We start from the raw sequence: 19239 nt of genomic DNA on the forward strand, positions 1-19239 counted from the left end.
TACCCCGGGCGCCGAGCGTGAGGTGGAGTGCTCGGGCCCGGGCGTATGGGAGAACCACATGCCCTTGTCCCAGCCCCGTACGCCACGCTCTCACCGGGCCCGCCACACCAGACGCCACGCCGGTGCGGCCACCGCGGCGGCGGGACGGCGCGCCGTGCGCCGGCCGCCGCTGCTGTCCGCCGCCGGAGGGCTGCACCCCGCCGCACTGTCCGCCGCGGCCCTCGCCGGCCTCGTCTCGCTGACGGTGGCGGTCCGGGCGGGAGCGCTGACCAGGCTGTGGGAATTCCTGGACTACGGCGCGGGCGTCCTGTCCCTCGTCTCACTCACCTCCACGGTCCTGTGGGGCCTGGCCGCCACCGATCGCACGCTCCTGGCTTCCGGCCACCGGCTCGTCGCCCAGGGTGTGCACCGCGGACTCGGCGTCGCCGGCCTGGGCTTCCTCGCCCTGCACATATGGGTCAAGGTCGCGCAGTCGCAGACCGGCGCCGCATCCGCCGTCCTGCCGTTCGCCGACCCCGACCGGCCCCTGCTGATCGGGCTCGGCACACTGGCCGGGTACCTCTTCGTCGCCGTGGCCGTCTCGGGCGCGGCCCGCAGCGCCTTCGCCACCAAAGGCCGCTCGCTGTGGTGGCGGGCCCTGCACATGGGCGCGTACCCCGCCTGGGGCGCCTCACTGGTGCACGGCCTCAAAGCCGGCCGCGCCGCGGCCGGTTGGGTGACCGTGGCGTACGGGCTCTGCCTGGCCGGTGTCGCCGCCGTCCTCGTCATCCGGCTGCGGGCGCGGCTGCGCGCACTCCCGGCCCGCCCGGCCGTCGTGGCGCCGCCCCCGTCCCGCACGCCCGGCCAGGGGCCGCCGCGCACGCCGAGGCCGTTCGTCCGCAAACCCGCCGAATGGGCGGCGGCCCGCCTCACCGCACGGCTGGCCCGCCAGACGCAGCCGGCCGCCGCGGGCGGGGCGGGCTCCGGTCCGCTGCCCGGAGACCCGCTGCCCGGAGACCTGCTGCCCGGAGACCCGCTGCCCGGAGATCCGCTGCTCACCGCCCGGGCCGCGGCCGGGCCGGGGACGCAGTCCAGGCCGGCCCCGCCGCCGTATCCGCCCCCGCCGTACCCCGCACCCCCGTACGGCGCGCCGCCCTATCCCGCGGTGTTCATACCGAGCAGGCTCGGCGTGGCAGACCGCCCGGGTGAACCGCTCGGCGGCGCGCGGGGGCGCCAGTGACCGGCGTGTCCCGCCCGGCCCTCGGCTGCGTGGGCATGCCCCGTCTGCTGGCCGGGCTCGACGCCGCACCCCGCCTCGACCTCGCCGGGCACCTGACCGTGCACGGGACGCTGCCCCGCTACCCCGTCGAGGAACTGGTGCGGCTGGCCGAGGACGTGGACCTCAAGGGGCGCGGCGGAGCGGGCTTCCCCTTCGCCCGCAAACTCCGCGCCGTCACCCGCTCGGCCCGGGCCCGCGACGGCCGCACCGCCGTCGTCGTCAACGGCAGCGAGGGCGAGCCGAGTTGTCTCAAGGACACCGCCCTGCTGCTGCACGTCCCGCACCTGGTGCTCGACGGGGCACTCCTGGCCGCCGACGCGCTCGGCGCCGAGGACGTGGTCATCGGCGTCACCCGCGACGACGTGGAGGGCTCGCTGCGCGCCGCCGTCGCCGAACGCGCCGCGGCGGACCGCCGGGTCCGGGTGGCCCGCCTCCCCGAACGCTTCGTCACGGGGGAGGGCACCGCCCTGATCAACGGGATCGAGGGCGGACCCGCGCTGCCGTCCGGGCAGAAGGTGCGGACCAGCGAAAGGGGCCTCGGCGGGCTGCCGACCCTGCTGTCCAACACCGAGACCTACGCCCAACTGGCCGTCGCCGCCCGGCTCGGAGCCGCCGAGTACCGCATGGCGGGCCTCGACGACGAGCCGGGCACCGTCCTGCTGACCGTCGGGGGAGCCACGGTCGTCGAAGTGCCGACCGGGACGTCCCTGGCGTACGTCCTGGACCTGTGCGGATCGGAACCCGGCCAGGGCGTCCTGGTAGGCGGCTATCACGGCCGCTGGCTGGCCCCGCCCGCCGCCCGCTCCGCCGCGCTCTCCCGCAACTCGCTCGCCTCGTACGACGCCGTACTGGGGGCGGGCGCCGTGCTGCCGCTGCCCCACGACACCTGCCCGGCCGGGGAAGTCGCCCGCGTCACCCGCTGGATGGCGGACGAGTCCGCCGGGCAGTGCGGGCCGTGCGCGCGGGGGCTGCCCTCGCTCGCGGACGCGGTCGACGCCCTCGTCGGCGGTGGCGGCCGGCCGGCCCTCGAAGCCGTCCAGGCGCGGATGCGCTCGGTGCTCGGCCGCGGGGCGTGCAGCCACCCCGACGGAACCTCCGCCTTCGTGGCCTCCGCCCTCGCCGTGTTCCCCGACGAGTTCCGCGACCACGCGCTCGGCAGCGGCTGCGGGCGGCGCGTCCTGGGCGCCCTGCCGCTGCCGGCCGACGAGAACCCCGAACGGCTCGTCGTGGACTGGACGCTGTGCAAGGGCCACGGGCTGTGCGTGGACCTGCTGCCCGACATCGTCCGGCTGGACGCCGACGGCTACCCGGCCCAGGGAGTCATGCCCGTCCCGGGCCGGCTGCGGCCGAAGGCGCTGCGCGCGGTCCGCCGCTGCCCGGCGCTGGCGCTGCGCATCCAGGAATGAGCACGGTCAGGAATGAGCACGGTCAGGAATGACCACGGTCAGGAATGGAAGGCCGGCCTCGCGCGAGGCCGGCCTCGCGCACGGTCGGCAATGCGTGCGGCCGGCAATCGGCGCGGCCAGGAATCGGCGCGGCCAGGAATGGGCGCCGCCGGCCACGAGCGCGTCCGGGAACGAGCCGGCCGTGAACGGCTGCGGCCGGCCCCAGTTCAGCCTTTGGCGTGATCTGACAAATTCCCGTCCATTCGAATTCCGGGGGCTTCCCAGGCTTTATGAATGACCCAGGAAGAGTGAACGCCGAATGGAAACGCAGGGAGTGAGCAACCGTGAACAACAAGCGTCGTGGGGCGGCCGCCGCCGGATCGGTGATGGCGGTACTGGTACTGGCGGCCGGATGCGGGAGCGGCGGGACCAACGCCGGCCGCTCGGGAAATGCCGTACAGCCGGTCGGGGACAGCAAAGCGATAGGGAACGGGTACGGCAGCGGATACGGCTCCGGCGGCTCGGGGGCGGACCCGGCGGCCGGCGCGGCCGGGGCGGCCGGCGCCGCCGGATCCGGCTACGGCGGCGTGGAGCCCGGGACGTCGGTGCGGGCCGGCCAGCTCGCCGTACGGGACATCGCGAACGTGGGCAGCGTGGTCACCGACAGCGCCGGCCTCACCCTCTACCGGTTCGACAAGGACACCGCCAAGCCCCCCACATCGAACTGCTCCGGCGACTGCGCCACCGCCTGGCCGCCCGTCCCCGCGGCGGACGCCTCCGCCGCCCAGGGCATCGACGCCTCCCAGCTCGGCGAGGTCACCCGCGCCGACGGCAGCAAGCAGCTCACCCTCGGCGGCTGGCCCGTGTACCGCTACGCCAAGGACACCCAGGCCGGGGAGGCCAAGGGCGAAGGCGTCGGCGGCACCTGGCACGCGCTGGCCGCCGACGGCAAGAAGGCCGTCGACCAGAAGGGCGGCCAAAAACCCGGCACGCCCGCTACCGGGGCCATGGGCTCGGGAATGGGCAGCGGAATGGGGAGCGGGATGGGCGATATGAACGCCCGGACGGGAACGGAACTCTCCGTCGCCACCGACACGAAACTCGGGAAGATCCTCGTCGACGCACAGGGGCGCACCCTCTACCGGTTCAACAAGGACAGTGCGTGGCCCATGAAATTCGGTTGCCTCGACGCCTGCCTCGACACCTGGAAGCCCGCCGCGCCGGTGGACAAGACGAAGGTGTCCGGAATCGCCGCCGGACTCGTCGGATCGGTGAAGCGGCCCGACGGGTCACAGCAATTGACGATCGACTGCTGGCCCGTCTACCTGTTCACCGGCGACACCCAGCCCGGCCAGACCAACGGACACAACAAGCAGGGCCTGTGGTTCGCCGTCGACGACGCCGGCAAGAAGGTCCCCGCGGACCGGTAGGGCACATCCACCTCTGCGAGGGAGACCAGACATGCCGCAACCACCCCGCGTCACCGCCCGCCACCTGGCGCCCTGCGTGGCCGTGCTGGTCGCCTCCCTGCTGTGCGGCGGGTGCGCCACGGGACACGCGAAGGTCCGCCCGGTCGCCGCCGCCTCCGCCCGGGCCAACGGCGTCAGCGTCCAGGACCTGGCGGCGGCCCTCGGCTGCACCGCCGAGATCACCGTCGACGCCGAAGAACTGCGGGAAGGGGCGTGCGGGGCGGGGGCGGCCGGCTACCGGATCGCGACCTTCACCGCCGACGAGGGCCAGTGCGAGTGGCTGGCGGAGTCCCGCGGGTACGGCGGTACCTACCTGGTCGGAGACCGGTGGGTGGTCACCGCCGCCTCCGCCGAAGCCCTGGCGCCGCTGCGGGAGCGCCTCGGCGGCAAGGTGGAGACCGGCGACGCGCACGGCCCCGAGCACGGGGACGCCGGTCACGACGGGGGCGCCGGCCACGCCGACTCCGGCCACGACGCCCCCGGCCACGGGGACGCGAGCCACGGGGACGCGAGCCACGACGCCGCACACGGCGATGCCCCGCAGGGCGACGCCTCCCACAGCCCCGGGCACGGTCCGTCACCCGGGTAGCGGCACGGCGAGAGGGACACTGGAGGTGAGGCCCCGGCCGTCCGGTCCACGGGGTACGGGACGCGCGGTGCGCCCCGGGTGGACCGGTACGCCGGGCCGGCTGGAGAGGCCATGAACGGCTCTGTCCCCGTGGGACGCGTGGTCGGCGTACCGCTGCGCATGCACTGGAGCGTGCCGCTGCTGGCGGTCTTCCTCGCGTACGGCCTCGGCCGCCGGACCCTCCCCCTCTGGACACCGGGATACTCGAACGCCGTGTACACCCTCGCCAGCGCCGTCGGGGCCCTGCTGCTGATGGCGAGCCTGCTGCTGCACGAGGCGGCGCACGCCGCGACGGCCCGCCGCAAGAAGATTTCCGTACAGGACGTGACGCTGTGGGCCCTGGGCGGGATGACCCGCATGGGCCGCCCCCAGAGCGCGGCGGCGGCCTTCGCGGTCGCCGTGAGCGGGCCGCTGACCAGCCTGGTCATCGGCGGGGCGGCCCTCGGCGCCGGCATCGGCCTGAACACCCTCTCGGGCTGGGCAGTGCCCGCAGCGGTCCTCGGATGGCTCGGCTGGGTGAACCTGGCCCTCGGGGTGTTCAACCTGCTGCCCGCGGCTCCGCTGGACGGCGGTCGCGTCGTGCAGGCCCTGCTGTGGTGGCGCACCGGGGACCGCGACCGCGCCGACCGCGCGGCGTCGCGCAGCGGCCAGGTGCTCGGAGTCCTGCTGATGGGCGCCGGCTGGGTCTCGTTGCTGCGCGGGTCCTCGGGCGGACTGTGGCTGGTCTTCACCGGCCTGTTCGTCATGGTGGTCGCGGGCGCGGAACGGCAGCGCGCCGTCATCGGCACGGCCCTGCAGGGCGTCCGGGTCGCCGACGCGATGAGCAGCCCGGTCGCCACCGGCGCCGACTGGCTGACCGTCCGCCGCTTCATCGACGAGGTGGCCCTCCCGTCCCGCCACTCCGCCGTGCCGCTGCTCGACTTCGACGGCCGCCCCAGCGGCATCGTCGAACTGCGCAGGCTGGGAGCGGTCCAGGACCCGCTGCGGGACACCACCCAGGTGCGCGACGTGGCGACCCCGCTCGCGAGGTGTGCGGTCGCCTCCGCCGACGAGTTCCTGACCGAGGCCCTCGACCGGCTCAGCACGGCCACCGGTACCCGCCTCCTCGTGGTCGACGACGGCCGTCTCGTCGGCATCGTCACCGCGAAGGACATCACCCGCCTGATGCGCCGCAACCTGCTGGGCGGCGAGAAGCGGGACTGACGCCGCGCCGCCACCTTCACCCGGCGCCACCTTCACCCGTACGCGCGTGCACGCCGCCGCGCGTCCGCCCGGCCGTGGCAGTAGACAGGGACGACGTGTGCGGGCAGCCCGAGCCGGCTGCCCGCGCGGCAGACCGCCCGTCGCCGTCCGATGATGTCCAGGGGATCCGCATGACCACTGTCACCGAGCCGATCGCGCCCATTCCCACGCGGGGGAGAACCGTGGGACAGGTCGTGGTGGCCTGGCTGTCGACGACGGACCACAAGAAGATCGGGCACCTCTACCTGATCGCCTCGTTCGTCTTCTTCGTCTTCGGCGGCGTGCTCGCCCTCCTGCTGAGGGCGGAGCTGGCCCGGCCGGGTATGCAGATCGTCTCCAACGAGCAGTACAACCAGATCTTCACGTTGCACGGCACGATCATGCTGCTGTTCTTCGCGACGCCGACGTTCGCCGGGTTCGCCAACGCGATCATGCCCCTGCAGATCGGGGCGCCGGACGTGGCGTTCCCCCGGCTGAACATGCTGTCGTTCTGGCTGTTCCTGTTCGGCGGCATCATCGTCGTGGGGAGCCTGCTCACGCCGCAGGGCACGGCCGACTTCGGCTGGACCGCCTACACCCCGCTCAGCAGCGTGGAGCGGACCCCGTTCATCGGCGGCGACATGTGGATCATGGGGCTGGCCATGTCGGGATTCGGGACGATCCTGGGCGCCGTCAACTTCGTCACCACGATCATCTGCATGCGCTCGCCCGGGATGACGATGTTCCGGATGCCGATCTTCACCTGGAACATCCTGCTGACCTCGGTGCTGGTCCTGTTCGCCTTCCCGGTCCTGGCGGCGGCGCTGCTGGTGCTGGAGGCGGACCGCAAGTTCGGTGCGCACGTCTTCGACCCGTCCAACGGCGGGCCGATCCTGTGGCAGCACCTGTTCTGGTTCTTCGGGCACCCGGAGGTCTACATCATCGCCCTGCCGTTCTTCGGGATCATCACCGAGATCCTCCCCGTCTTCTCCCGCAAGCCGGTGTTCGGCTACCTCGGCCTGGTCGGGGCGACGATCGCGATCGCGGGGCTGTCGGTGACGGTGTGGGCGCACCACATGTTCGCCACGCAGGCCGTGCTGCTGCCGTTCTTCTCCTTCATGACGTTCCTGATCGCGGTGCCGACCGGGGTGAAGTTCTTCAACTGGATCGGCACGATGTGGAAGGGCTCGCTGTCCTTCGAGACGCCGATGCTGTGGTCCATCGGCTTCCTGGTGACCTTCCTCTTCGGCGGTCTGACCGGCATCATCCTGGCCTCGCCGCCGATGGACTTCCACGTCACGGACTCCTACTTCGTCGTCGCCCACTTCCACTACGTGGTCTTCGGCACGGTGGTGTTCGCGACGTTCGCCGGCTTCTACTTCTGGTGGCCGAAGATGACCGGCACCATGCTCGACGAACGCCTCGGCAAGATCCACTTCTGGACGCTGTTCGTCGGCTTCCACCTCACCTTCCTCGTCCAGCACTGGCTGGGAGCCGAAGGCATGCCGCGCCGCTACGCCGACTACCTCGCCGCCGACGGGTTCACCACCTTGAACACCGTCTCCTCCATCGGCGCGTTCCTGCTCGGCGGATCGACCCTCCCCTTCCTCTACAACCTGTGGAAGACCGCGAAGTACGCGCCGCGCGTCACCGTCGACGACCCGTGGGGGTACGGCCGTTCGCTGGAATGGGCCACCTCCTGCCCGCCGCCGCGCCACAACTTCGTCACGCTGCCGCGCGTACGCTCCGAATCACCGGCCTTCGACCTGCACCACTTCGAGGTCTCGGAACTGGAGCGCATCGAGAACGAGGGCCAGCGCGACGTGATCGACCAGGACAGGGCCGTCTCCCCGCCCCGCGACGACTCCGCCGGACCGACGGCCGCCGGGTAGCAGGACGGCGGCGAGCGACGATGGACGAGAAGGCCCAGAGGGAGGCCGCGGCCGGCCTCGCGCGCCTGGAGGGCTACCTGATCAGCCAGGCGGCCCTCCATGAGGCACACGCCGAGGCGCAGGCCTTCGCCGGACGCCTGACCTGGCTCGGCCCGGGCGAACGGCAGGAGGTCGCGGGCCTCTTCGCGGAGCACCACCTGCGCCTCAAGCGGCAGATGCTGGCCGCCGTCGTGGCCCGGGGCGAGGAACTCGCGACCGCGTACGAGCACCGCTACAGCGTGCTGCGCCGACGCCTGACGGCCACTGTGGTGGCAGCGGTCCCGGTGCTGCCGGCCCTGCTCCTCGCCGTGCTGGTCCTGCTGCGCTAGGCCGGTCCGGCCCGGGAGGCCGCTCGGACAGGGTCCGGGGCCGTGGACAAGTGGACAATGGGTCGGCGCCCGGCCCGCGGAAGGCGGCCGGCGATCCGACCCGGGGGAGCAAGACATGTCGCACAAGCCCGAACTCGACGCCCTGACCGCCGACTTCTTCGGCGCCTTCGACAACCGGGACGGCAAGACCGCCGACGTGGACAGGCTCCGCCGACTGTTCCTCCCCGGCGGTGTCATCGTCAAGACGGGCCCGGACTTCACGGTCTACACGGTGGAGGAATTCATCGAACCCCGCCAACGGCTGCTGGCCGAGGGCCGACTGGTCGACTTCTCGGAGTGGGAGACCTCCGAAAGCACCGAGATCCAGGGGGACATCGCCTCGCGCTTCGGCGGCTACCGCAAGTCCGGAATCCTGGACGGCGCCCCCTTCGAGGGCGCCGGCACCAAAACCCTCCAGTTCGTCCGCACCCCCGAGGGCTGGCGCATCGCCGCCCTCTCCTGGCACGACCACCCCTGACCCGCGAGCCGGTCGTCACGTCGGCGCCGGTCGCCGTGGCCGTCCCCTGGCCCAGTGCGTACGCCGGCGAGTCGTTGTAGGCTCCGGAGACCGCCCTTGACCTGCGAGGAGCAGGCAGGGAGCTGACATTCCGGGAGTTTCCGCATGCTTCGTACCATGTTCAAGTCCAAGATCCACCGGGCCACCGTCACGCAGGCCGATCTGCATTACGTCGGCTCCGTGACCATCGATGCCGACCTGCTGGACGCCGCCGACCTGTTGCCCGGGGAGCTCGTCCACATCGTGGACATCACCAACGGGGCACGGTTGGAGACGTACGTCATCGAGGGGGAGCGGGGGTCCGGGGTCATCGGGATCAACGGGGCCGCCGCGCACCTCGTGCATCCCGGGGACCTCGTCATCCTCATCAGCTACGCGCAGGTCGAGGACGCCGAGGCGCGGGCGTTGAAGCCCCGGGTCGTGCACGTCGACGCCGACAACCGCATCATCGAACTCGGGGCGGATCCCTCCGCCCCGGTTCCCGGAACGGACCAGGAGCGCAGCCCCCACGCGGTGGCTGTCTGAGGGGAGCGGGCGAGCATGGCCGAGAACCAGGCGATCGAGTTCGAGGACGACCGGAAGGCGGGGCGGCTGCTCGCCATCGAGGGCGGGGCGGTGGTCGGGTTCATCGCCTACTTCGTGCTCGCCGGGGAGCCCGGCGCGCTGGTCGCCGTGCACACCATCGTCGAGCCGGGCCACGAGGGCCGCGGGATCGGCGGGCAGCTGGTGAGGACCTTCTACGCGATCGCCGCAGCCGAAGGGGTTCCCGTGGTCCCGCTGTGTCCCTACGCGGCGGCCTGGGCCGCCAAACATCCCGACGAGGCTCCCGCCGCCCCCGCCGGGGTGGCCGAGGCGGCGAAGGCCCAGCTGATCGCGGACTCCGGCCGCTGGTGAGCGGCCGGGCCCTGACCCTGCTGCACACCTCCCCGGTCCACGTCCCGGTCTTCGACGCGCTGCGGGACCGCGACCACGCCGGGGCGGTGCTGCGGCACCTCGTCGTCCCGCAGCTGCTGGAGCGGGCCCGTACGCACGGGCCCGCGTCGGTGGCTCCCGGCGTGCGGGAGGCCCTCGCCGGGGCGAACGGGCCGGTGCTGGTCACCTGCTCGACGATCGGGGCCGTCGCCGAGTCCCTCGCACCCGCCCTCGGACGGCCCGTGCTCCGCGTGGACCGGCCCATGGCGGCCGCGGCCGTGGACGCCGGCCCCCGGATCGTCGTACTCGCCGCCGTCCGGTCCACCGTCGCCCCGACGCTGGAGCTGCTGGAGCAGGAGGCCGCCGGCCGGGCCGTCACCGTACGCACGCACCTGGTCGCGGAGGCGTGGGAGTGCTTCGAGGCGGGGGACACCGACGGGTACCTGAGCCGGGTGGCCCGCGCGGCGGACGAGGTCGCCGACGCGGACGTCATCCTCCTCGCCCAGGCGTCGATGGCGGGCGCGGCGGACCTGGTGCGGACGGCGGTGCCCGTCCTGAGCAGCCCCTCCACCGGGCTGGCCGCGGCCCTGCGCCCGTAGGCGGCCGACGGACGCCGACGGGCGTACCCGCCCGGTTCCGGGGAAGGTGGTGCGTATGGTGCTCAACCTCGTGGTGCTCGACGAAGACGAAGACCAGACGCAGCCCCCCACCCCGGAGCCCGACCCGGTCCCCGCGCCCCGGCCGGGGCCCGGACCCTTCCCCGAGCCCGACCCGGTGCCGCGTCCCGCGCCCCCGATCCCGGGTCCCGTGCCGGAGCCCGATCCGGTGCCGCCGCCCCCGGGGCCGGCCCCGATCCCGCAGCCCGGGCCGCTGGGCCGCGCCGCGGGCTAGCCGTCTCTTCCGGATCCTCCCTGGCCCGCGCCGCCCGACACCGCACCTCGCGGCGCCGTCGGGGCAGGTCAGCGGGCAAAGCGTCAATTCCCCCTCGGAGACAGCCGGTTGTCGCTATTGTCAGCCTCCACCGGCGCCGTTAGCTTGTGCGGTTCCGGCACGTCTTCAAGGGGGGCTCCCATGGGTGTACGGGGCCGGCACCGCCGGTACCAGCCGAGCAGCATCAACCGCGCCTCGCTCGCCGTCACCGCGGGTGGCGCCGGGATCGCGCTGCCGCTCATCGGAGCCGGGGCCGCCCACGCGGCCTCCATCGGCACCTGGGACAAGGTCGCTGCCTGCGAGTCGACCAACAACTGGCACGTCAACACCGGCAACGGCTACTACGGCGGCCTCCAGTTCAGCCAGAGCACCTGGCGCGCCTTCGGCGGAACCGCCTTCGCGGCCCGCGCCGACCTGGCCACCAAGGACCAACAGATCGCGGTGGCCGAGAAGGTGCTCAAGGGCCAGGGGCCCCGCGCCTGGCCCGCCTGCGGACCGCAGGCCGGGCTGAGCCGCAGCGGCCCCGCCCCCGCTGGGGCACCCGCCGCGATCCCGCGCCAGAAGCAGGCGGCTCCCGAGGCCACCCGGGTGCAGGCCCCGAGCCCGACCCGACCGACCGACACCACGGTCCTGCCGAACCCGTACGTCGTCGCCCCCGGGGACTCGCTCTCGGCGATCGCCACCGGCCAGCACGTCGAAGGCGGCTGGCAGGCGCTGTACGAGACCAATCGGGACACCATCGGCGGCAACCCGAACCTGATCTTCCCCGGCCAGCGGCTCACGCTGCGCATCACCGCCGCCCCCGTCGCGCCGCCCTCCCAGAACCCGGAGAAGCCGCCGCGGGTCGCCGAGCCGGTCAAGCCCGTACAGCCGGCCGCCCCCCGACCCGAGAAGACACAGCCGCAGAAGACGCAGCCCGAGCAGGCCAAGCCCGAACAGACGAAGGCCGCCGAGTCCGCGTCAGCGAAGCAGGGGACGGCGTCCGCGGGCTTCACCGCGCCGGTCGACGCCGCGCTCGGAACGGCGTACCACGTCGCCGGTTCCTCCTGGTCCAGCGGCTACCACACCGGGGTCGACTTCCCCGTCCCGACCGGCACCAGCATCAAGGCCGTCGGGCCCGGCACCGTCCTCTCCGCCGGCTGGGCCGGGGCGTACGGCTACCAGGTCGTCATCCGGCACGCCGACGGCCGGTACTCCCAGTACGCCCACCTCTCCGCCCTCGGCGTCAAGGCCGGGCAGCAGGTCTCCGGCGGTCAGCGCATCGGCCGCTCCGGCTCCACCGGCAACACCACCGGACCGCACCTCCACTTCGAGATGCGCACCGGGCCCGGGTACGGAACCGACATCGACCCCCTCAAGTACCTCCGCGGGCGGGGCGTCGACATCTGACCCCCGTACGGGCGGCGGCGCGGCCGTGAGCAGGATCAGGCCGGCCGCCGCCGCCGCGCCGCTCACCAGGGCCGCCGCCGTCCCCGCGTACCCGTACCGGAAGCCCTCGTCGAACAGCGAGAGGCCGACCACCGCGGCCACCACCGGGTCCACCACCGTGACCGTCGCCAGCGGCGCCGTCAGCCCCGCACCCCGGTAGGCGGCCTGCGACAGCAGCAGGCCGCCGGACGCCAGGACGGCGATGGCCAGCAGTTCGGGCCAGCGGGAGAACGGCGCGTCCAGGGAGAAGCCGTCGGCCACCGACTTGGTGAACACCGAGGCCATGCCGAAGGCGGTTCCGGCGGCGGCGGCCAGCAGCACACCGCGCAGCACCACCCGGCGCACCCGGCGCGCCACCAGGACCAGCGCCGTCACCCCCGCCGCCGTCACGCTCATCAGCAGGCCCTGCTCGCCGCCCGTCAGGGTCCGCCCCGGGTCCCGGTCGCCGCCCGTCAGCGCCAGCAGCCCGGCCAGCCCGGCCGTCGCCAGCAGCGCCCCGCGCCAGGCCGCCGCGCCCGCCCGGCGCCGTACGAACACGGCCGCCATCGGGAGCGCGAAGACGATGGTCAGCGCACCGAGCGGCTGCACCAGGCTCAGTGGCCCGTAGGCCAGCGCGAGGACGTGGAGTGCCGCGCCGAGGCCGTTCAGTGCCACCGCCACCCACCAGACGGGCCGGTGGAGCGGGGCGTAGAAACGGTCCGGCGAGCCGTCCGCGACCCGCTCCTGGACGATCGCGCCCGCGGCGTACGCCACGGCCGACGCGAGGCAGAGCAGGACCGACAGCGCCAAGGCACTCATGTTGTCCACAATGCCCCACCCGACCGGCCTATTCCTGACCCTGCCCCGCCCGGCTTCGACCCCGGCTCCCTTGCGTACCGTGATGGTTCCTCGCACTCCGTGAGGAGCCCGCCCGCGGGTTTGGTGCCGGACGTGTGCCCTGTCGTACAGTTGCGGTTTTGGGACCTCCGCAGCAGGCGGATGCGGACGAGTGAGCAAGGAACGGCAGCGGCCATGACGGTGACCGAAGACAACCCTGTGACCGGGGACGACCAGGCGTACGGCCCGGGCATCGACCCCGACCGGCTGGCCCTCTGCCTCAGCGTCCTCGACGAGCTGGACAAGCTCGACGTCGACCACCCGGACGCCGTCACCGTACGCCGTGCCACCGCCGGCCTGTACCGCACGGTCAAGCAGCGCCGCCGCCAAGAGCGCCGCGCCGCCAAGACCGCCAACGACAAGGCCGTCACCGAGGCGACCGCGACCGGCTCCGCCGAGCGCATCGACGACGAGACCCAGGGCAACGCCCTGACCGCCGCCACCAAGGGCCCGATCGCCGGGATACTCCAGCGCCCGCGCTCCTGCTACGTCTGCAAGACGCGCTACGTCGAGGTCGACGCGTTCTACCACCAGCTGTGCCAGGACTGCGCCGCCTTCAACCGGGCGCGCCGCGACGCCCGCACCGACCTGACCGGCCGCCGCGCCCTGCTCACCGGCGGCCGCGCCAAGATCGGCATGTACATCGCGCTGCGGCTACTGCGCGACGGCGCCCACACCACCATCACCACCCGCTTCCCCAATGACGCGATCCGTCGCTTCAAGGCGATGCCGGACAGCTCCGAGTGGCTGCACCGCCTCAAGATCGTCGGCATCGACCTCCGCGACCCCGCGCAGGTCGTCGCGCTCGCCGACTCGGTCGCCGCAGAGGGTCCGCTCGACATCCTGATCAACAACGCGGCCCAGACCGTGCGCCGGTCCCCGGGCGCCTACAGCGAGCTGGTCGCCGCCGAGAGCGCCCCGCTGCCGGCCGGCGAGCTGCCCTCCGCCGAGGTGATCGGCACGTTCGGCAGCGGCACCGTCGACCGGGTCGCCGCCCTGCCCACCGGCAAGGGCGAGAAGCTCAGCGCGCAGGACATCACCGAACTCGCGCTGGTCTCCGGTTCCGCCTCGCTGGAGCGCATCGCGGCCGGTACCGCCATCGACGCGGGCGGCCTGGTCCCGGACCTGCACGACACCAACAGCTGGATCCAGACGGTGTCCGAGGTGGACCCGATCGAGCTCCTCGAAGTGCAGCTGTGCAACTCCACCGCGCCCTTCATCCTGATCAGCAAGCTGCGTCCGGCGATGGCCGCGGCCGAGGCGGGCCGCCGCTACGTCGTCAACGTCTCGGCGATGGAAGGCGTGTTCAGCCGCGGCTACAAGGGCGCCGGGCACCCGCACACCAACATGGCCAAGGCCGCCCTCAACATGCTGACGCGGACCAGCGCCCAGGAGATGTTCCAGAAGGACCAGATCCTGATGACCGCCGTGGACACCGGCTGGATCACCGACGAGCGCCCGCACCCGGACAAGATCCGTCTCGCGGAGGAGGGCTTCCACGCCCCGCTCGACCTGGTGGACGGCGCGGCCCGGGTCTACGACCCGATCGTCCGCGGCGAGGCGGGCGAGGACCTGTACGGCGTCTTCCTCAAGGACTACGCGCCCGCCAACTGGTAAGCGCTACAGCCCTGCTCGCGCCCCGGTCTCCCTCGTGGAGGCCGGGGCGCGGTCGTCCCGGGCCGTGCGGCGGGCGGTCGTACGCGCGCACGTCCCGGCGCCACCGGTTCCGGTACCGCTCGCCCGTCCTCCCCCACGCGGGCCCGGGCGGAGCACCGGCCGCCGACACGCCGTGCCACGACTTCCCGACCCGGGGAACACGACTTCCCGACCCAGGGAAGAGGGGAAGGACACAAGAGGGCGCGAGTGAATTTTGCCTTTCCATCGAGCGGGGGCCCGCTCATATGTGTACTCTTGAGCGCATGAAAGGGCCCCACCACGGCCCTCCCTCGCTCCATCACGGCGCCACCGCGTCCGGTATCCCTTTATTCCTGCCCGACGCGGGGTTCGCCCGCCGGGTTACGCGACACAAAGGAGTGCGCGGTGACAGAACTGACGAAGTCCGACCAGGTCCTGCTGGAACGTTCGGGGCGGCACGGCAAGGCCCGCTCCGACGAACTCGGCAGCCTCGAGGTGTGGGCCCGTTCCGCGCCGATCCGGCTGGCGGGCTACGAAGACGACCTGGCGGAGCCGCACATCCTGCCCGGCATCGACTAGAGCGACCGGCCCTGGCGGCCTCGGTGACACAGCGCCCCCGCGCCGACCCGGCGGCGGGGGCGCCCCACGTCCCCGACGGGTCCCGGGCCCCGTACGCCCTGGGCGTCATCGCTGAAAGCGATCAAGGGTTCCGGACCGGGTCCCCGGCGGGCAGGCTGACCGGCATGAGACTACTGATGCTGGGCGGCACCGAATTCGTCGGACGCGCCCTCACCGAAGAAGCCGTGGACCTGGGTTGGGACGTCACCGTCTTCCACCGCGGCCGCCACGCGCCCCCTCCGGGAACCTCCGCGCTCCACGGAGACCGCACCGCCCCCGACGGCCTGGCCGCGCTCGCCGAGGGGGAGTGGGACCTCGTCGTCGACACCTGGAGCGGGGCCCCCACCGCCGTGCGCGACACCGCCCGGCTGCTCGCGGACCGGGCCGGGCGGTACGCCTACGTCTCCAGCCGCTCGGTGTACGGGTTCCCCGGCCCCGCAGGCCTGGCCGAGGACGGCCCGCTCGTCGGGGGCTCGCCCGACGCGGAGGCCACCGCCTACGCCGAGGACAAGCGGGGCGGTGAACTCGCCGCGCTCGACGCCTTCGGCGGGCGTGCCCTGCTGGTGCGCGCCGGGCTGATCCTCGGCCCGTACGAGAACGTCGGCCGCCTGCCGTGGTGGCTGAACCGCGCCGCGCGGGGCGGCCCGATGCTCGCCCCCGGCCCGCGCGACCTTCCGATCCAGTACATCGACGTACGGGACCTGGCCCGTTGGACCCTGCGAGCCGCCCGGGCCGGGCTCGGCGGCGCGTACGACCTGGCGTCCCCGCCCGGGCACACCACGATGGCCGGCCTGCTGGAAGCCTGCGTGCGCGTCACCGGAGGCGGGGCGGAGCTCCGCTGGACCGACCCGGCCAGGATCGCGGAAGCCGGCATCGAGCCGTGGACGTCCCTGCCCGTCTGGCTCCCGCCGGGCGAACTGCACGCGTACATGTTCGGCGGCGACGTCACCAAGGCCCTCGCCGCAGGTCTGCACTGCCGGCCCGTCGAGGAGACCGTGGCCGACACCTGGGCCTGGCTCCGCGGCCTCGGCGGTATCGCCCCGCAGCGTCCCGACCGGCCGGCCAAGGGCGTGACGCCGGAACAGGAGGCGGCGCTACTCGGGCTCTGACCAGGCCGCCTCCGCGAGCCGGGTGGGCGGCAGGTACTCGCGCAGCAGCGTCCGGTGCCACCAGGCGCCCGTCGCGCGGAGCTCACGCCAGGTCGTGAACCGGTAGCGGTACAGCCTGGCCCGCACGTACACCGGCGGCGCGTCGGGGAAGGGGTTGTGGCGCAGCAGGCGCAGGGTGTCCCGGTCACCCGACAGCAGCCGCTCCACGAACGGCCCGAACCAGTCCCGCGCGTAACCGGGGGAGAGGGCCGCGAACCACATCAGCCAGTCGAGCCGCAGGTGGTAGGGGGCGAACTGGCGGGGCGCGCGGCGCGGATCGCCCGGTTTGCCCTTGAAGCCGTACTCGAGCCAGTCGCCGTCAGTGCGGGGCGTCCGTTCGGCCGTGCCCTCCACCACGACCTCGTCCCGGATCCGGCCCACGGTGCCGAAGGCCCCGTAGGTGTTCACCAGGTGCAGGGAATCGAAGGAGCGGTTCATCACCTGGCGCCGGGAGAGCATGTTGGCCACCGGATGCCGGCTGAGGACGAGCACCAGCGCGGTCACCGCGCACACCAGGACCACGTACCACAGTGGCGCCGGGCGGAAGGCCGCGGCCGGGGGCGGCCCGGCGAGCCCCGTGAAGTCGATGGCGGACAGCGCCGGCGCGATCGTGATCCAGTTCAGCCAGGCGAAGTTCCCCGACAGCACCAGCCACAGCTGCGTCGCGACGATGATCCCGGCGGCGTACGAGGCCACCGGCTGCGGGGTGAACAGCAGGACCGGGACGACCAGTTGCGTCACGTGGTTCGCGGCGCACTCCACCCGGTGCAGCGGCTTCGGCAGGTGGTGGAAGAACCAGCTCAGCGGTCCCGGCATCGGCTGCGTCTCGTGGTGGAAGTAGAGGCAGGTGAGCTTGCGCCAGCAGGCGTCGCCCCGAATCTTGATCAGCCCGGCGCCGAACTCCACCCGGAACACGACCCACCGCAGCAGCCACAGCACCAGCACCGGCGGCCCCGTCCGGGCGTTGCCGAGGAAGACGGCGAGGAAGCCCACCTCCAGCAGCAGCGACTCCCAGCCGAAGGAGTACCAGGTCTGCCCCACGTTCACGATCGACAGGTACAGCAGCCACAGCACCGCCCACATCGCCATCGCCGCCCCCAGCGGCACGGCGTCCCCGGCCCCCGCCGCGAGCGCCGCGGCCAGCACCGCACCGGCCCAGGCGCAGCAGGCGAAGAGCGGGTCGGAGTATCGCAGTTGGAACAGGCTCGGGGCGCGGCGGAACGGGACGTGGCGCACGTAGCGCGGCACGGGGAGCATGCCGTGCGCCCCGATCAGGGCGCGGAACTGGAGGGCGGCGGCGGTGAAGGCGCAGAGGTAGACGCCGGCCAGGGCCCGCTGGAAGACCAGCCGGCCCAACCAGTAGCCGGGTGCCGTGAACCAGTCCATCCCCTCCAGTATCAGGCGCCGGGGGCCCCGGCTGCCAGCTTGCGCAGGGTGCGGCCCAGCAGACGGGCGTAGCCGAGCTGGAGGAGGGGGACCACCGGGCCGCCGAGGCGGGTGTACCAGCTGGCCGGGCGGCTGAACGCGGTCACCTCGAACCAGACGGTGCCGTCGGGGTCCATGAGCGCCATGAAGGACTCCTCGCCCGACTCGGGGTGACCCACCAGGGTTCCGTAGGCGAAGCCGACACGGGTGCTCTCGTACGCGGTCCGCAGGACCAGGCAGCGGGCGTCGATGCGCAGGGGCCCGAAGCCGATCCCGACCGTGACCCGTGTGCCGGGCCGGACGGCTCCCGTCTCGGCCCGGATCCGCATGCCCGAGGCACGGTGGGCGCCGAAGGTGGTCAGAGCGACCCCGGCCGCCTCGAAGACGGCCCGGCCGTCGCCGATCCGTGTGCGGTGGTGGAGGTGGTTGTAGCCCGCGGGCAGCGGGCGGTGCTCCGTCGCGCCCCGTTCCGGGTAGCTGAGCGCGTCGCGGCCGGTGCTGAGGAGTCGGGTCATCGGGTCATCTCCTGTCGGTCCATGGTGAGCCGGCGCCAGGCCAGCAGCGAGCAGAGGGCGAAGCCGACGGCGTTGCCGAGGCCGTGGGTCGCGGCCATCCAGGTCAGGGTGGGGTGGGTGATCCCGGTCGCCTCGCCGGTCGCCCACCACAGGGCGAGCAGCATCGTCGCCACAAGGACCCCCGCCGAGGTGGCCAGCAGGGTGCGGGTGGTCCGGTCGCGGGCGCCGGGCCGGATGCCGCGCCAGGTCGCCAGGGCCACCGCCCACATCCCGGCGGTCAGTACGGCTGCCCCCACCAGCTCGGCCCAGTCGCCGATGAAGTAGCCGAGGAGGACGAGCAGCGTCCCGCTGGGCACGCTGTACGCGGCCCAGCGGGCCGGCGGCGCCCCGGGCCCGGCGGCCGCCCGTCCGGCGTCCGGCAGTCCGGCGTCCGCCCGTCCGGCGTCCGCCCGTCCGGCGTCCGTCCCGGGTGCGCCGCCGGTCACCGTCGCCCGGCACACCAGGCCGGCGACCAGGGCCGCGGTGAACCCGGCGAAGTGGAAGTGCGGCACGGTCAGCGCGAGGACGTCGAGGTCGAAGCCGAAGAGCCGGTAGCCGGCGCGTTCCGCGACGAGGGCGCTGCCGGCGACGGCGGGCGAGACGAGCGCGGTCAGGACGGCGGCCTCGGACGGGACGGGCACGGGGGACCCGGTTCGCGGGAGGGTGCGCAGCAGCCGGACCGGCGCCCTGGCGGCCAGGGCCAAGGCGGCAGCGGCGTACAGCGCGGCGAGCACCGTGGCGGTGGCGCCGCGCGGCAGCCACAGGCACAGCGCCCCGGGGGCCGCGAGCAGGGGCCACAGCCGGGCGGTGCGACGGAAGGCGGTCCGGTCGATCAGGCGCAGGCCGGTGGGGACGACGTAGAGCATGCCCAGCGTGACGATCAGGTTCACGAGTACCGTCACGGCCCCTCCCGAGGGTCGGTGCGCCGAACAGTCT

19 protein-coding genes and 1 pseudogene are annotated in these 19239 nt (G+C 73.5%); 16 read left to right on the forward strand and 4 right to left on the reverse strand.

Annotation, left to right across the window (positions count from 1 at the left end):
• The first annotated feature begins 58 nt into the window (after positions 1 to 58).
• The 13 genes from OHA81_RS26840 (at position 59) to OHA81_RS26900 (ending at position 12008) form a co-directional block, all read left to right on the forward strand.
• Positions 59 to 1219: a hypothetical protein gene (locus tag OHA81_RS26840; RefSeq protein WP_329200011.1), complete on the forward strand. Its 1161-nt coding sequence runs from the start codon at positions 59 to 61 to the stop codon at positions 1217 to 1219.
• Entirely contained in the window at positions 1216 to 2664 is a 1449-nt protein-coding gene (locus OHA81_RS26845; RefSeq protein ID WP_329200013.1) for an NADH-ubiquinone oxidoreductase-F iron-sulfur binding region domain-containing protein, read from the forward strand. Before OHA81_RS26840 ends, OHA81_RS26845 begins: the two co-directional genes overlap by 4 nt.
• A gap of 323 nt (positions 2665 to 2987) precedes the next feature.
• The gene (locus OHA81_RS26850) at positions 2988 to 4073 is read left to right on the forward strand and encodes an SCO0930 family lipoprotein (RefSeq protein ID WP_329200014.1); all 1086 of its coding nucleotides are present in this window, start codon (positions 2988 to 2990) and stop codon (positions 4071 to 4073) included.
• 31 nt (positions 4074 to 4104) lie between these two features.
• Entirely contained in the window at positions 4105 to 4701 is a 597-nt protein-coding gene (locus OHA81_RS26855; RefSeq protein WP_329200016.1) for a hypothetical protein, read from the forward strand.
• Positions 4702 to 4812: 111 nt separating this feature from the next.
• Complete coding sequence (locus OHA81_RS26860; RefSeq protein WP_329200018.1) at positions 4813 to 5943, forward strand: site-2 protease family protein; 1131 nt, start codon at positions 4813 to 4815, stop codon at positions 5941 to 5943.
• 170 nt (positions 5944 to 6113) lie between these two features.
• Entirely contained in the window at positions 6114 to 7853 is a 1740-nt protein-coding gene (gene ctaD / locus OHA81_RS26865; RefSeq protein WP_329200020.1) for an aa3-type cytochrome oxidase subunit I, read from the forward strand.
• 20 nt (positions 7854 to 7873) lie between these two features.
• Entirely contained in the window at positions 7874 to 8221 is a 348-nt protein-coding gene (locus OHA81_RS26870; RefSeq protein ID WP_329200022.1) for a hypothetical protein, read from the forward strand.
• Between the two features lie 115 nt (positions 8222 to 8336).
• A complete protein-coding gene (locus tag OHA81_RS26875) occupies positions 8337 to 8738 on the forward strand; it encodes a nuclear transport factor 2 family protein (RefSeq protein WP_329200024.1) in 402 nt (133 codons plus the stop codon).
• Positions 8739 to 8882: 144 nt separating this feature from the next.
• Positions 8883 to 9302: an aspartate 1-decarboxylase gene (gene panD / locus OHA81_RS26880; RefSeq protein ID WP_132754471.1), complete on the forward strand. Its 420-nt coding sequence runs from the start codon at positions 8883 to 8885 to the stop codon at positions 9300 to 9302.
• A 15-nt stretch (positions 9303 to 9317) separates the two neighbouring features.
• The gene (locus OHA81_RS26885; protein ID WP_329200028.1) at positions 9318 to 9671 is read left to right on the forward strand and encodes a GNAT family N-acetyltransferase; all 354 of its coding nucleotides are present in this window, start codon (positions 9318 to 9320) and stop codon (positions 9669 to 9671) included.
• On the forward strand, positions 9668 to 10288 hold the full coding sequence (locus tag OHA81_RS26890) for an aspartate/glutamate racemase family protein (RefSeq protein ID WP_329200030.1): 621 nt from the start codon (positions 9668 to 9670) through the stop codon (positions 10286 to 10288). Before OHA81_RS26885 ends, OHA81_RS26890 begins: the two co-directional genes overlap by 4 nt.
• Before the next feature lie 55 nt (positions 10289 to 10343).
• Positions 10344 to 10580, forward strand: a complete 237-nt coding sequence (locus tag OHA81_RS26895; protein WP_329200032.1) for a hypothetical protein — start codon at positions 10344 to 10346, stop codon at positions 10578 to 10580.
• A gap of 180 nt (positions 10581 to 10760) precedes the next feature.
• On the forward strand, positions 10761 to 12008 hold the full coding sequence (locus OHA81_RS26900; RefSeq protein ID WP_329200033.1) for a transglycosylase family protein: 1248 nt from the start codon (positions 10761 to 10763) through the stop codon (positions 12006 to 12008).
• 24 nt (positions 12009 to 12032) lie between these two features.
• Here OHA81_RS26900 and OHA81_RS26905 read toward each other — a convergent pair.
• Positions 12033 to 12845, reverse strand: a pseudogene (locus OHA81_RS26905) (DMT family transporter); the annotation flags it as partial.
• A gap of 213 nt (positions 12846 to 13058) precedes the next feature.
• On the opposite strand from OHA81_RS26905, the gene OHA81_RS26910 reads away from it, so the two are divergent.
• The 3 genes from OHA81_RS26910 to OHA81_RS26920 all read left to right on the forward strand — a co-directional run bounded on the left by OHA81_RS26910 (position 13059) and on the right by OHA81_RS26920 (position 16285).
• Positions 13059 to 14540, forward strand: coding sequence for an SDR family NAD(P)-dependent oxidoreductase (locus tag OHA81_RS26910; protein ID WP_329200035.1), 1482 nt, complete (start codon positions 13059 to 13061; stop codon positions 14538 to 14540).
• Between the two features lie 423 nt (positions 14541 to 14963).
• Entirely contained in the window at positions 14964 to 15137 is a 174-nt protein-coding gene (locus OHA81_RS26915; protein WP_329202667.1) for a hypothetical protein, read from the forward strand.
• A 164-nt stretch (positions 15138 to 15301) separates the two neighbouring features.
• The gene (locus OHA81_RS26920; protein WP_329200038.1) at positions 15302 to 16285 is read left to right on the forward strand and encodes an NAD-dependent epimerase/dehydratase family protein; all 984 of its coding nucleotides are present in this window, start codon (positions 15302 to 15304) and stop codon (positions 16283 to 16285) included.
• Here OHA81_RS26920 and OHA81_RS26925 read toward each other — a convergent pair.
• Genes OHA81_RS26925 through OHA81_RS26935 form a run of 3 tightly spaced genes read right to left on the reverse strand, consistent with a single transcriptional unit; the run spans position 16271 to position 19205 of the window.
• On the reverse strand, positions 16271 to 17710 hold the full coding sequence (locus tag OHA81_RS26925; RefSeq protein ID WP_329200040.1) for a lipase maturation factor family protein: 1440 nt from the start codon (positions 17708 to 17710) through the stop codon (positions 16271 to 16273). The genes OHA81_RS26920 and OHA81_RS26925 overlap by 15 nt on opposite strands.
• Positions 17711 to 17721: 11 nt before the next feature.
• Positions 17722 to 18264: a DUF1990 family protein gene (locus tag OHA81_RS26930; RefSeq protein WP_329200042.1), complete on the reverse strand. Its 543-nt coding sequence runs from the start codon at positions 18262 to 18264 to the stop codon at positions 17722 to 17724.
• Complete coding sequence (locus OHA81_RS26935) at positions 18261 to 19205, reverse strand: YndJ family protein (RefSeq protein ID WP_329200044.1); 945 nt, start codon at positions 19203 to 19205, stop codon at positions 18261 to 18263. Before OHA81_RS26935 ends, OHA81_RS26930 begins: the two co-directional genes overlap by 4 nt.
• Between the last annotated feature and the right edge of the window lie 34 nt (positions 19206 to 19239).

The sequence above is a fragment of the Streptomyces sp. NBC_00667 genome (genome assembly GCF_036226825.1).
Taxonomy (GTDB): domain Bacteria; phylum Actinomycetota; class Actinomycetes; order Streptomycetales; family Streptomycetaceae; genus Streptomyces.

Excerpts from the sequence above, each read along its gene's own strand:
- OHA81_RS26840 (WP_329200011.1), top strand. The coding sequence starts at position 59 with ATGCCCTTGTCCCAGCCCCGTACGCCACGCTCTCACCGGGCCCGCCAC.
- OHA81_RS26855 (WP_329200016.1), top strand. The coding sequence starts at position 4,105 with ATGCCGCAACCACCCCGCGTCACCGCCCGCCACCTGGCGCCCTGCGTG.
- OHA81_RS26860 (WP_329200018.1), top strand. The coding sequence starts at position 4,813 with ATGAACGGCTCTGTCCCCGTGGGACGCGTGGTCGGCGTACCGCTGCGC.
- ctaD (WP_329200020.1), top strand. The coding sequence starts at position 6,114 with ATGACCACTGTCACCGAGCCGATCGCGCCCATTCCCACGCGGGGGAGA.
- OHA81_RS26870 (WP_329200022.1), top strand. The coding sequence starts at position 7,874 with ATGGACGAGAAGGCCCAGAGGGAGGCCGCGGCCGGCCTCGCGCGCCTG.
- OHA81_RS26875 (WP_329200024.1), top strand. The coding sequence starts at position 8,337 with ATGTCGCACAAGCCCGAACTCGACGCCCTGACCGCCGACTTCTTCGGC.
- panD (WP_132754471.1), top strand. The coding sequence starts at position 8,883 with ATGCTTCGTACCATGTTCAAGTCCAAGATCCACCGGGCCACCGTCACG.
- OHA81_RS26885 (WP_329200028.1), top strand. The coding sequence starts at position 9,318 with ATGGCCGAGAACCAGGCGATCGAGTTCGAGGACGACCGGAAGGCGGGG.
- OHA81_RS26895 (WP_329200032.1), top strand. The coding sequence starts at position 10,344 with ATGGTGCTCAACCTCGTGGTGCTCGACGAAGACGAAGACCAGACGCAG.
- OHA81_RS26900 (WP_329200033.1), top strand. The coding sequence starts at position 10,761 with ATGGGTGTACGGGGCCGGCACCGCCGGTACCAGCCGAGCAGCATCAAC.
- OHA81_RS26910 (WP_329200035.1), top strand. The coding sequence starts at position 13,059 with ATGACGGTGACCGAAGACAACCCTGTGACCGGGGACGACCAGGCGTAC.
- OHA81_RS26920 (WP_329200038.1), top strand. The coding sequence starts at position 15,302 with ATGAGACTACTGATGCTGGGCGGCACCGAATTCGTCGGACGCGCCCTC.
- OHA81_RS26925 (WP_329200040.1), bottom strand. The coding sequence starts at position 17,710 with ATGGACTGGTTCACGGCACCCGGCTACTGGTTGGGCCGGCTGGTCTTC.
- OHA81_RS26930 (WP_329200042.1), bottom strand. The coding sequence starts at position 18,264 with ATGACCCGACTCCTCAGCACCGGCCGCGACGCGCTCAGCTACCCGGAA.